At 58.7% G+C, this 11357-nt stretch carries 7 protein-coding genes; 2 read left to right on the forward strand and 5 right to left on the reverse strand.

Annotated features, from left to right (window positions below; genetic code table 11):
• Window positions 1-40: 40 nt before the first annotated feature.
• The 4 genes from ACWVCN_RS08820 to ACWVCN_RS08835 all read right to left on the reverse strand — a co-directional run bounded on the left by ACWVCN_RS08820 (window position 41) and on the right by ACWVCN_RS08835 (window position 8060).
• Window positions 41-3238, reverse strand: a complete 3198-nt coding sequence (locus ACWVCN_RS08820; protein ID WP_455245197.1) for a DUF2309 domain-containing protein — start codon at window positions 3236-3238, stop codon at window positions 41-43.
• A complete protein-coding gene (locus ACWVCN_RS08825) occupies window positions 3226-4536 on the reverse strand; it encodes a proton-conducting transporter transmembrane domain-containing protein (protein WP_455245198.1) in 1311 nt (436 codons plus the stop codon). The genes ACWVCN_RS08820 and ACWVCN_RS08825 overlap by 13 nt, the downstream gene beginning before the upstream one ends.
• Window positions 4533-6224, reverse strand: a complete 1692-nt coding sequence (locus ACWVCN_RS08830) for an NADH-quinone oxidoreductase subunit 5 family protein (protein WP_455245199.1) — start codon at window positions 6222-6224, stop codon at window positions 4533-4535. The genes ACWVCN_RS08825 and ACWVCN_RS08830 overlap by 4 nt, the downstream gene beginning before the upstream one ends.
• 135 nt (window positions 6225-6359) lie before the next feature.
• A complete protein-coding gene (locus tag ACWVCN_RS08835; RefSeq protein WP_455245200.1) occupies window positions 6360-8060 on the reverse strand; it encodes an NADH-quinone oxidoreductase subunit 5 family protein in 1701 nt (566 codons plus the stop codon).
• A gap of 387 nt (window positions 8061-8447) precedes the next feature.
• Between ACWVCN_RS08835 and ACWVCN_RS08840 the strand changes: the two genes are divergently transcribed.
• A complete protein-coding gene (locus ACWVCN_RS08840) occupies window positions 8448-8792 on the forward strand; it encodes a DUF2294 domain-containing protein (RefSeq protein WP_455245201.1) in 345 nt (114 codons plus the stop codon).
• Between the two features lie 15 nt (window positions 8793-8807).
• On the forward strand, window positions 8808-9455 hold the full coding sequence (locus tag ACWVCN_RS08845) for a carbonic anhydrase (RefSeq protein ID WP_455245202.1): 648 nt from the start codon (window positions 8808-8810) through the stop codon (window positions 9453-9455).
• Window positions 9456-9478: 23 nt separating this feature from the next.
• Here ACWVCN_RS08845 and ACWVCN_RS08850 read toward each other — a convergent pair.
• Window positions 9479-11357, reverse strand: a 1879-nt coding sequence (locus ACWVCN_RS08850) for a hypothetical protein (RefSeq protein ID WP_455245203.1), incomplete at its 5' end; no start/stop codon positions are given.

The raw sequence follows: 11357 nt of genomic DNA on the forward strand, positions 1-11357 counted from the left end.
GAAAATTCGCTCAACCTCATCCTGCGGTAGTTTCATTCGGCTAAATCGCGCTCCATTCGCCTGTCGGGCGATACCGGTACCAGGTCGAATTTTCCGGATCGAGGACGACGAGATGGACCCATTCGTTGTGATAGTAATGCTGCAACTGTTCGTGTCGTTGGATGATGCTCTCGATACGGCTGCGCGGCGCCTCGATGACGGTGAGCAGCCTCATGGGCTCGTGGTACGGCATGTTCCCGTTCATCACGGTCTGCCGGGCGAGCCCCAGCCGCAGATCGCTCCAGGGTCCCGACATAATCCCGATCCGACCGACGACGTTGTGGTAAATCTTGCTTCCGCTACCGTAGACCTCGTTGTCGACGGTGGAAAAATAATGTTCCATGTTGATCCATTGAGCGACGACCTGCGGCGCGGTCATCAAGACTTCCAGCAGGCGGTTGTTCGGATCGGTCCGGTAGTCGAATGAGTGCAGGAAGACGCGGCCGTCGAGGTTCAACCCTTTGGTCAGCTCACGCCTTGCAACCACGAAGGCCGCATTGCTCGACAAGCCCCATTCCGGGCGGATCTGGCTCCAATCGACGCTCCGCGCCCGAACATGAGATTTGGCCTGCGCGCCGTCGAGCTGGTGTCCGGTATCGGGGAACCGGCCGCATCGTTCCAGGCTGGTCAGCATCGCCGCTTCCTTCAGGTCTTCCTGAAGCCTGGAGAGATCGGCGCGATGGGTTGGCGGGACATCCTCCAGGTCGAACAGTTCCACGTTGTCGGTCGTCGTATCCATTTGGCCGGCGAGAAAATGCGTATCGGCGGGAATCTCAATTCCCAATTTCGCGATCCGTTCTCTGACCGGTCGATTGTTGGCCATCATGGCGAGCACACGTGCATTGGGCTTGCCCTCGTTCCCTCCGCAGGCGCCACAATCCAGCGCCGATTCGTAGGGATTGTTGTCCGTCGTGCTCCCGTGCGCGCAGAACAAGACCAACCGTGCGAAATTCTTCGTTAACCCCATCATACGAAGCGCCGTATCAACCGTCAGGACCTGTTCCTCCAGCGTGAAACCGGTCCGGGTGATACGTTCTTTCTGCCGGGACGTGGCCCGTTCGTTGAGATCGTACTCTCGTCGCAGGGTGGTGACGAACGACCCCAATGCGTCGCCTGACAGGCCTGCCTTCTGAGCCTCCTCGAGCAGGGACGGTTCCGGTTCACCTTGGCCGTTCAAGGATCGTTGCCTGAGGGCTTCGACCAAGGCCGGCGTCACACGCGAACTGCGGAGGCCCGTCCGTTCTTGTAACGCCTTTCTGACGATCGCCTGCTGTTGCGTGACGAGCATCTCCGCCGTGTCTTCGGGTGCCAACTTGTCCACCGTCAGGGTCGTCGCGATAGCGGGAACGAAGAGGTGTCGCAACCAGTCGGTCCAACGCCGGTAGAGTGACGGAATCAGCGTCTTGCCGAAGATCGGGAGGCCATAGAACCAGCCGAGCGATTCCACCATCACGTAAGGGGTGACGACGTTCTCTTTGAGATCGTGCAGGAGAGTGTGACCGGCATGGACCCACTTGGTACGTGCCTTGTGGGTCGGAACGCGATGGTCGAGGTAGCTGCGCGGGATCTCCCGCACTTCATTCTTCGCCCGCATGATGACGGGGAATTGTTCCGTGTCGTGCTCGCGTCCCCATGCGCGAAAACGGATGAAGGCGGCGAAGAAGCCGGCGAAGCCATAGGTCTCATGCGCGCCGGTGGACTCCAGATGCCGGCGAAACGGCTCGGACCTGACGTCAATGCAATAGACCGACTGCGCGTGCGGCCTAGCGCCGTCACTCTGTGGGGCTGCGACGGCATTCGACCGCATCATACCGATCAGGCGGTCCTGATACCCCGATTCGAACGCCTTCAACCACACAGGGCACTGATCCATTTCTGGAAACGCATCCATCCATTCGAGGATCTTCTTGCTCGTCTCCGGTGGGGCTTCGAGGAACGAGGCTGGATCGAATTCCAGTGAATCGGCCAGTGCCAACAATCGCTTAGCGGCGCCCCGGCGGGACGCGGCTTCTTGGCGTGGTACAACCTCCGTTCGGTACCGATCCGCGACACGCTTCCATCCCTCGCCCTTCTGGTGGCGCAAGCGGTCGACTTCTTCGGCATACAGTGCCGGAAGGCGGCCAGCAAGACGCTGTTTCCTGAGGTAGTACTCCTCCGGTTGCTCCTGCATATAGGCTATGATCGCGTCGTACCGGCCGGGGATGCCCAGTTCCTCCCGGCAGGCTCGCTCAACGAGCTCACTGGTGTACCAGAGTCTGATGGCGAGGAACTTCACGAGACTGACGGGGTGGACCCGTTGCCAGGGATATTCACGTTCTTCGGCGCGCCACTTGATAAATCCGGCCCAGCCGGGAAGTGCCGTCAATTGGAGCGACAAATAATCTTGGCGGTGGTCCTCCAGGATACCCATCGCATCCAAGCTTTCCAGGAGCGCGTCTTCCGGATAGTCCGGAAGGGCGGCGATTTTCTGTCGGCTGTCCGCGATCCCGCAGGGCGACCACTCGTGTTGGGCGTTGGCCTTCCAGGCCGCGTACAACCCCAACTCTCGTTCCGGCATCGCCCAGGTCGCATGACCCTCGTCCAAAAAAGCCTCGCACCATTTGATCATTTGGTCGTTGATCTGCCTGAAAAGGTGAGTGCCCAGGGTGTCATCGCACCAGCGGGACAGCGTAATCCATCGTCCCAACGAGGCCAGGTCCGCCTTCACGATCGAGCGGATACGCTCGTCCAGGTCCGACATCGTGGGGACGGAACCGAGGCGGTCCCCGATCCGATCGATCAGGTCCTGACGGGGATCCCTGAGCTGCTTGTCGAGGGGTTCGATGACGGGGGCGCAGAGGCCCTCGGTCATGCAGGCGCGCAGAATCTCGCGATGGCTAACCGAGCGAGGACCGACCATCAGAGCTGATTCCCGGACGAGCGGGGCTAAGGCTGCATCGAGCTGGTCCTTGGTGATCCGACCCAGGGCATAGTAGCGACGGTAGGTGTGGCAGGGGAGGTATCCGTCGCCGCCCATGAATTGCTTGCCCCGCCGTGCGGTTTCCTCAAACGGAAGGTATTCCAGGCTGTGAAGGGGATTGTGGTGGACGAACGTCCGCATCGGCCAATACTGCGCGACCACTTCGCCGGCGAGTTGGACCACGCCGCGCAATTCCATTCGCCTGGTTTCGATGCTGACCGGCGATGCTACGCGTTCCATGATGACAGCCTCTCCAAGAATCCGATGACAGACGACATCGACTCAGCGCTGAACAGGGTTGTGGGCGCGATGCCCAAAAACGTGACGAGGCTCAGGATGATCAACAGGGCGCTGAACTCCCAGCCACGAAGGTCTTCATGGTGCAGATCCATCCGCTGCCGTCCGAACAGCAGGCGTTGCGTGGATTCCATCAAGTACCAGGACGCTGCTAGCCAGACGACGAGGATTGCGGAGACCGCTGTGGCGGACGTCAACGTCGAAGTGAACAACAGGCCGACAAAGCCGGAGAAGACTCCGAACGGGGGGAGGCCTATCGCGGCCAGCGCGATCAACGACACAACCACGGCGTACTTGGGCATTGTCGATGCCAGACCGCTGATGGAATAGGGATCGACATCGTCGCCGTAGCGTGTACGGATCACCTGCCAGGCGATAAGTAGCCCGCTCGTTGTCAATCCAACTGCGGCGACGAAAACGCCCGTTTGAGGATTGACGAAGTGACTCGACGCGATGAACCACCAGGCGATCGAAAAAAACGACAGGCTTCCATACGAGAGAAGCAGGCGAACCCGCGACTGCGCCAGTGCTTTAGCTGCACCGAAGAGTCCACCGATCAACGCGAAGAGGCCGACTGCCCACAGGGCTGTCTCCGGCACTTCCGCGATCACATGCGAGAGACCATGAAGTCCCAACGCCGGAAACAGGATGGCGGCGAACGAAGGCAGACTGCCCGGCAGCCTCGTCAACGCTGTGGTGTACCCGTCGTGAAAGGGGGGTAGCGGCAATAGGACGGCACAAGCCAGCAGGGTCATCGCTGCCGAGAGAGGAGGTCCGCTCAGAGTTCCGATCAAAACGAAGATGCCACCGAGTGAGAAGGCTCCGAGGCCCCACCAGGACATAGGCCAGAGCGCCGTATGGTGACGGAACAGGAGAAACGTCGTGAGACCGAAAACGATCAGCAGAGCCAACTTTCCTGGCATGTCAGGATGTGTGAGAGCTCCAAGCCCCAGGCCCAGGTAGAAGAGTGTCATAACCAAGGACAGCCGATGTTCCTGATGGACGGGTTGTCCCAAGAGGGATGCGGAGGCGACAAGGGGCAAGAGGTACGCTAATACCAGCCCCTCCGGAGACACGATCAAGAATCGGGTCAGCCCGATGACCGCAGCAAAACTGGCAAGCGAGAAAACGACCGAAGCGGTCTTAAGCTTGTCGGGTTGTCCCCAGAAGACAAGGCTCAACAGCGCGCCCACGAGGGGAAGTCCGCAGAGGAGATAGGAGGCAACTTCCACATCCATCATCTCGACCACCCCTGCTCGCGTTTATCGAACCAGTCCACGAACCGCATCACACTGCGACCAAGCTTTTGATAGACCTCGTCGGCATAGAGACGGTTCATGAAGAACACGTACAGCTGAATCTTGAGCCCGTCGATCCAAGCCGGCATCGGAACCGTACGCCCGTGCGCCCTCATGTACAGGTACGACCAACTGAGGACTGTAAGTGCCGTGGCGATCAGGATCATCGTGTCGAACAGCCAATCAGGAAGGGCCGCGGCTTGAAAATATGAGGCGACCTCTTCGGGATCGGGGTACAGGAAGGCCGTAAAGGATTCCACGGCGAACAAATACATGAATACGATGAAGAGTAATGTCAGCAACATCGCGGAGGACACTTTCCAAGAGGCTACCGCTCGGAGGCGCGTCAGCGTCAGGATCGCCTGGGATGACGTGATCCAGATGAAGAAGAGAAAAATCACCGTGCCTTGGGATTCGAGCAGCGGGATACGGAGCACCCCGTGAGTGACGAGGAGGATGAGCAGAGGGATAAACAGCGTTGTTACGAAACCGGTCGACCAGGTGAGGGGGGAGAAACTTTCCTCCTCTTCATGATGGCCGACGTGGGGAAAATGTGGTTCCAGCCGCGCCTTGTGGATGACGTTCCCGCAGTTGAGAAACACCGTGGCCTTGAAGAGGCCATGGGCGATCAAGTGGAAGACGGCGAGGGAGAATGCGCCCAATCCGCATTCCATGATCATGTACCCCATCTGGCCGATAGTCGAGAAGCCGAGGGTCTTCTTGATGTCGTTTTGCGCCAGCATCATGGTCGCGCCGAGAATCGCGGTGAGCGTTCCGATGACAAAGGCGATATGGAGCGTCGTCGAACTCAAGCCGTAGAGCGGGGCCAGGCGGTTGATCAAAAACCCTCCGGCATTGATGATGCCCGCATGAAGGAGCGCGTGAACCGGCGTCGGGGCGTAGAGCGAACGAGGCAGCCATAGGTGCATCGGAAACTGCGCCGATTTTCCCATCGCGCCGACGAAGAGGAGCAGAGTCACGGCCGTGGCTCCGCTGATGTCCAACCCCGGCCAGAGGGACAAGTCGATCGGGCGATCAGCGGCTCGCGTGAAGAGCTCGGCGAACTCGAGCGACCCATATAATTGATAGGCGAGGACGATGCCTGCAAGAAAGGCGGCATCGGCTACGCGTAGGAGGGTGAACGTCCTGAACGCCCCGTCCAGCGTGGGCTGATGACCATGGTTGTGCGCCAGCACGTACAGCAGATAACTCAGGATCTGCCAGAATAAGAACAACATCATGAGATTGGCGCTCGAGACCATGCAGAGCAACACGAAGTCGGTGAAGCAGATCATGGCCAGGTACCGTCGATAGTGATGGTCCTGGTACATGTAGGTCATCGAATAGGTGAAGATGATGGTGCTGACCCCGGTGATCAACGTCATCATCACCGCACTCAAACGGTCGATATAGAACCCGATTGGAAAGGCAAGCGAAGAGGACCAGTAGACTCGGAGCGTAATCGGCTCCGTTGCGGCGACGTGATACAAGACGACCACCGAACCGGCAAACGCGGTTCCGACGAGCGCGGCTGCGACCTTCGAGCGGAGATGTCTCGTTCCTTCGGAACCGATCAGAACGAGTGCCGCAGCGGAAAGAAGCAGCAGCGGAATGGCAAGCACGAACAACACGATGGCCTGTCGCCTCCAAACGAGGAACTACTCACCTGTGGAACTGGTGATCGGTTGCGCCCTGACTCGGGGGGCTAATCATTAATACGCTGCATCGACTGAGGTCAAGATCCGAATCCCTTCCCTTCTCTCTCCTCATGGCCGCCAACCCTGCGCTCCCTTGTCGAATCGATGGAGCGCCTGCATCGCGGTCCGACCGAGCCGACCGTAGGCCTGGTCCACGTAGAGCCGGTGAACGAACAGGTTGTAGAGACGTCTTCGCATTCCATCGATCCAAGCCGGCATCCTCATCGAACGGCCGTGGGCGCGTAGGTACAGGTAGCACCAGCCTACGATGATCGTCAGCGTAGCCGCTCCGAGCATCATGTCAAAGAGTCGGCCAGGCAGCTCTGCCGCCTTGAAGTAGGACGCGACCTCTTCAGAGTCGGGATACAAGAATGCTGTGAACGTCTCGACCGCGAAAAGGTAGACGAATACGACAAAGAGCAGCGTTAGCAACATGGCAACCGACACCTTCCATGAAGCAACGAACCGAAGCCGAGTCAGCGTCAGGATCGCTTGGGAGGAGGTCACCCAAATGAAGAACAGAAAAATCACGGTTCCCTGCGAATCCAGAAGCGGGATCTGTAAGATACCGTGGGTAACGAGCAGTATGAGGAGCGGGATCAACAGTGTCGTCATGAATCCGGTCGACCAGGCCAGGGGAGAGAACGGCTCTTCATCTTTAGAGGCATCCACATGAGGAAAATGCGGTTCCTGTCTGGCCTTGTGGATGACGTTCCCACAATTGAGAAACATCGTCGCCTTGAATAGCCCGTGCGCGATGAGATGGAACACTGCGAGCGAAAACGCGCCCAGGCCGCATTCCATAACCATGTACCCCATCTGGCCGACCGTCGAGAACCCCAGCGTATTCTTGATGTCGTTCTGTGTCAGCATCATGGTCGCGCCGAGAATCGCGGTGAGCGTTCCGATGACAAAGGCAATATGGAGCGTCGTCGAACTCAAGCCATAGAGCGGGGCCAGGCGGTTGATCAAAAACCCACAGGCGTTGATGATGCCCGCGTGCAACAGGGCCGTGACCGACGTCGGGGCATAGAGATAATGGGGGAGCCAGATGAAAAAGGGAAATTGCGCCGACTTGCTCATCCCGCCGATCAGCAGCAGGAGTGTGACGGCGGTCGCACCATTGAGCTCAATGCCCGGCAGCAGCGACACCGTTGCCGTCGATGCGGCGGCGGTCGCGAACAGGTTCTCAAACGTCAGTGTTCCGTAGAGAGAGTAGGCCAGGACGATGCCGCCGAGAAAGACGACGTCGCCGAGACGAAGAATCGTGAACATGCGGAAGGCGCTGGCAAACGTCCTTGCATGTGTATGGTTGTGAATGAGCACGTAGAGCAGATAGCTCAGCAATTGCCAAAAGAGGAACAGCATCATGAGATTGTCGCCGGATACCATGCAGAGCAACACAAAGGTGGCGACGCCGATCAATGCGAGGTAGCGGCGCTCGTGAGGGTCCTGATACATGTACTCGACAGAGTAGGTATAGATGATCGTCCCGACGCCCGAGATCAACGTCATCATGACGGCGCTGAGCCGGTCGATATGGAAGCCGATGGGAAAAGCGAGCGACGCGATCGACAAGGGATCGTAGAAGCGGAAACTAACAGGCCCCTGTGTGGATACGAGAATGAGCGTGGAAATGGCGCCAAGGAATGATGCTCCGATCGGGAACGCTGCCATTTTGGCGCGTTTCCTGCGCGATGACTTGTCGCCGATCATCACGATGAACGCGGCAATTAGCGGCAGCAATGGTATGAGGATCACCGCGAACACAAGAACCTCTCTCCCTAAAACACACAAGCCAACCGGATGATCGGCGAGGGTCGACTCATCTCGGTTGGCTTGTACTGCGACCGGCCTCGAATTAGGAGGGCCGGCCACCCTACGGCCTTATCACTCTCGGATCCGGCCTCCTGTCTGACTGCGAACGACGTTCGGGACAGACAACAGCGCCATCTGATTCGATCGCGGCACCATGATTAATACGGGGTTGTGACGATCGTCAAGGGCCTGAGGAAAAATGAGCCCTCACGACTGCCGTGTTTAGCCCGAAAGACCTATGGACTGGCTGACACGAGGGGAGTGTTTGTGCTTGTCGAGGCCATCGGGCACTCCTATAATCCGGCAACTTGCGTTCCTGGCTTATGAGGGGAGCGATCTATGGAAAACGCTATTCGCAACGCAATCATCAAGTTCGAACAGGAATTCATGGGTCGGGGTCCTGACGAAGTGCGCGCCGTTGTCGTACGCGATCTCGTCGTGGTTCGTCTGAAAGGGGTCCTCACGCCTGCCGAACGCCAGTTGGCGAAGACAGCGGAAGGTATCGAGATGGTCAAGCGGTTGCGGCAAAACTTGATCGAACAGGGACGCGACAAACTCTGTGAACAGGTGAGTGAAATTACCGGTGCGATCGTCCTGGCCCTGTTCACCGACATCGACGTACAACTCGGGGAGCGTATGTTCGTCTTCACGATGGACCGTGAGGTCCAGCCGGTTGTTCGCTAACGAGAGGAGAAGGGCATGGAAAAACTCGTCAAGGGGTTCCTCAAGTTTCGGACCGAAGTGTTCGGAAAAAAGAAGGCCCTCTTTACGCGGTTGTCGGAAACCCAGGCGCCCCGGGCTCTCTTCATCACCTGTTCAGACTCGCGCGTCGACCCGACTCTCTTGACCCAGACCGATCCGGGCGAATTGTTCATCCTAAGAAATGCCGGCAACATGGTGCCGCCCTACGGCCACATGCAGGGAGGCAGTACGGCCACGATCGAATACGCGCTGGCCGTCCTCAAAGTTCCGCATATCATTGTTTGCGGGCACACCGACTGCGGGGTCATGAAGGCGCTGTTGCATCCCGAAGAAACGTATGATTTACCGGCAGTGAAAGAATGGGTGGGCCAAGGTGAAACCACAAGGCGGTTGATGCGCGATTACTATGTCGGTCTCTCGGAGAGACAACGTCTGATCAAGACGACGCAAGAAAACGTCAGGGCTCAACTCGACCACCTCAAGACCCATCCATCAGTAATGCTGCAACTCCGCAGGGGGAAGGTCGATCTGCACGGATGGGTCTACTCGATTTCGACGGGCGACGTGTGGGTGTACGACTTCAAGACCGAACGGTTCACATCCCTGTTGGGCAGCGAAACGCCCCGCCGGAAGGTTTCGCGATAACGGAGCAAGGTCTCCTGTTCTCGTCAGTACGCTGCCGGTTTCGACATCGGCCGATTCGTCACCAGATCCAGCACGTGCAGCGAATCGAACTTCACCTTTGTGTCGCCTTGGACAACCAGTCCGTAGCGGTCGATCGGGGGAATGATATCCTCCGGCGTAATGGACACCATGAATCCGTCGATGTAGGCGGCAAGGGTGGGCCGGTTGATATGTAAAAAGTTCACCCGCTGTGCCCGCAAAGAGTGCCAGGGCTTTGTCCTTAAACGTACAGCTTCGCTCGCAAGCAGTGTGACCTGGCCGTCCTGTACTCGGTAGAACCGCACCATCGCTTCGACGGGGTTCAGGACGACGAAGTAGAGAGTCGTAGAGCCTTCCGCCCCTACGACAACCCCCGCTCCCTGATCGGGTGTCTCACCGGAGAATACTACCTGAGCCGTCACGTCGGGATACTCGTAGCCCTTCAGCTCAGTCGTGACGAAATGGAAACAGGGCTCGGATTTGCAAGTTCCCGCAGGAGCGAGGACATTGGGTTGACTCGGAGCTGCGGCATCCTGAGCGATCTGCCATTCGGCAATCGGATTCGAGCCGGTCACGTGAATCGTAAACCCTTCCGGTCCCTTTCCCGGCACATCGCTGTCGAAATTCCACACACGTAGCAGGTCTTGTTTCGGTGCCTGGGCGTGGACGCGGATGTCGGCGACTTCTTCCGAACGGGTCGGGACAGGTAGTGATACCGTGGCACCTTCGGCAAAGAGGGATTTCACCACGTCGTTTCCGACGAGTAGCGCCCAGAGTCCTTCAGTTTTCGCGGTCTGCTCGTGCCAGGACCTGACCGCTTGCAGCTGTTGCTCCACAGCAGGACCGTTGCGCGGCACGTGCAGCGCTTCCGCGACAAGGCGTGCATAGGCAGCCATCAGCTTATCCGCCGGCCCGTGGGACCGCTCCTCGGCCTCCTTCGCTTCTTGGAGTGCCTGGCCCAGCCATGGATGGTCGTACTTCCGGTTCCATGAGACCCACTGAATCTTGTCCCAGGCGATCTCGCTCAATATGCGGCCGGAACGCGGCGATGTCGCCCCCAATTCTTTCAGCAATTGCTCGTGGGTTTGGAGCGCAGAGTCGGAATCGTTGTTCCAACGATAGAGGGCTCCCAGACGACGACGTTGCTCCGTGGTGGCGGTCCCGTTCCGGAGCACAACCTCATAAGCGCCGATCGCGCCAAACAACGCGGTCGCAGCAGGCTCATACTCGTTTGAGACGGCTGTCAGTTCCTGCCGCCAGGTCTGGGCTTGGAGTGTCCAGAACAGTTCGAGCGATCTGGCGCGCATGTCGGCGTCCTCCGTCTTGATGCCGCTTTTCGCGGACGCCTCTGCGAGAAAATCTTCGTAATAGATGTCCCCTATCACCGCGTTCAATTCGGAATTCTGTGGTGCGAGAGTGCGTAACCGTGAAACCAGGTGCGCCCGTGCGGGGCCGGAGGGGAGAGTCTTGAGTTTGGCTACAGCCTCATGAAAGTGATCGCCGGCTTCTTCCGCCGTCCACCATCTGGCACTACCGAGTACGAATCCCCCGAGCAGCGGGGGATGGTCGGAGTCCGCTCCCGGCCGGACCCATCGTCGACCCGGATCCGGATTCATGCCGTACTGTGCATAGGGAATTCCTGGGGCATCGGGCAGCGCTTCGTTTAACACGGCCGTGTCGACCGAAAGGCCGAGCTTTCGCAGACCCGATACCACGACGAATCGTGCTGTCACGTTGTGAACCGGGCCGAATTTGCGCGTTACGCCCTTCGCAGACCAGGGTTCTTCCGGCCTGAGAGCGAGGGGAGCTCTAAAGGGGTCCTCGTAGGTGACCTTGATCTCAACGCCGACACCGGACACCGTCACGGCGTTGTCGCCCTTCAGG

This window comes from Petrachloros mirabilis, from assembly GCF_975968855.1.